Source organism: Brevundimonas sp. (assembly GCF_031082345.1).
GTDB lineage: Bacteria > Pseudomonadota > Alphaproteobacteria > Caulobacterales > Caulobacteraceae > Brevundimonas.
This window is the reverse complement of sequence record NZ_JAVHLH010000395.1, coordinates 1-1,572: the sequence shown is the minus strand read 5'-3', so window position 1 is coordinate 1,572 and position 1,572 is coordinate 1. Positions and strand designations below refer to the sequence as shown.

The following is a 1,572-nucleotide window of genomic DNA, read 5'->3' as shown; positions in this document are numbered from 1 at the left end:
GAGGGACTGGGCGTCGGCCAGGGCCGCCGTCAGCGTCGCCGGGCCGCCGAACAGGTCGAAGCGCAGCAGGTGAATCTCTCCGGATTCGATCGCGGCCGCGGCGGTCTGGTCCGGGGTGGTCGTGTGTCGCGCCGCGTCCGACGCGCATTTCGCCGCCCGATCGAGACTCTCGCGCCGTCCGGTCCGCCGCGCGTGCTCCCGCCACAGCGCCGAGGCCCGGATCCAGCAATCGAAGGGGCGCGGGCACGATACGCGGCCGGCGTCGACGGCTTCGCGGCGCGCCTCGGCCTCGACCAGATCGGCGCCGATCAGCTCCAGCCAGCCGAGGTCGTCGCTCTCGCGCGCCTTGTCGAACAGCTTCCTCAGGTCCCGACCGAATTCGAACATGGGGTGACCCGCGCTCCGTCCCGCTTCGGGACTGATGATCGTCCCTCTCGCTGTCATTGCAAACGCAGCGCCGCGGTCCGGGTTCGGCTTGACCGTTCGTCTGTTTCCGGGCCGGGTCTGTCGATGACGCCGGTGCGGTTTTCCTGATTGTCAGCGGCGGAAAATGCCGGATGACTGGCGTCGGGCACAGGGAGCGAAAACGGCATGCGCGATCTTGCGGTCTCCGGCGCCTTCGCCGCGCTGTTGTTCGCCGGCCCGGCGCCCGCCGCGCCGGAGGCCCCGCTGTTCTCCGCCGAGGCCGTCCGGGCGCATCTGGAGTTTCTGGCGGACGACCGGCTCGAAGGGCGAGGGACGGGAACCCGGGGCTTCGACCTCGCCGCGCACTACGTCGCGACGCAGTTCCACGCCGTCGGCCTCCAGCCCGCCGCTCCGAACGGCTGGTACCAGCCGGCGCCGCTGGTCGAACGCACTCCGAACGTCGACCCCGAGCCGCGCCTGACGATCGGCGGGCGGCGATTTCCGCTGGGGGAACACGCCCTGGCGGTGATGTCCGGGGAAGGCGTCCAGACCTGGAGCGGTGGGGCCGTGTTCGCCGGCTACGGCCTGGCCGATCCGGAACTGGGAATCGACGACTATCAGGGCCTCGACGTTCGCGGAAAGGCCGTCGTCTATTATGACGCGGCGCCCGCGACCCTCACCCCGGAGCAGGCCGACCGCCTTTCGGAAGGCCGGACCGAGGCGGCGCGGACCCGCGGGGCCGCCGGCCTTGTTCCCATCCGGCCCGGGGATGCGGCGGGTGACATGTCCTGGGCCGACTGGCGGTCAGCCTTCGCCCAGCCCTTCTTCAACTGGCTTCAGGACGACGGTGAGCCCTATCGACCCGTTCCGATGCGCTTTTCGGCCCTCCTCGACGGCGTGGCGGCCGCCCACGTCTTCGACGGCGCCCCGGTCGATTTCGCCGGGATCCAGGCCCGCGCCGCCCGGGGCGAGCCCTTGCCGGCCTTCACGCTCGCCTCAGGCATGACGATCGAATCCGAAAATCACTGGCGACGTTTCTCCAGCCCGAACGTCATCGGCATGGTCGGCGGAACCGATCCCGCCCTGGCGCGCGAATGCATTCTGGTGACCTCCCATCTCGACCATCTCGGCGTCGATGCGTCCGCGGCCGGCGGCGACAGGATCTTC

The 1,572-nt window shown here is 70.7% G+C and carries 2 pseudogenes; one reads left to right on the top strand and one right to left on the bottom strand.

Annotated elements, in window-relative coordinates:
- Positions 1-387: pseudogene (locus RDU12_RS15710) on the bottom strand (hypothetical protein); the annotation flags it as partial.
- 204 nt (positions 388-591) lie between these two features.
- On the opposite strand from RDU12_RS15710, the pseudogene RDU12_RS15705 reads away from it, so the two are divergent.
- A pseudogene (locus RDU12_RS15705) lies at positions 592-1,572 on the top strand (hypothetical protein); the annotation flags it as partial.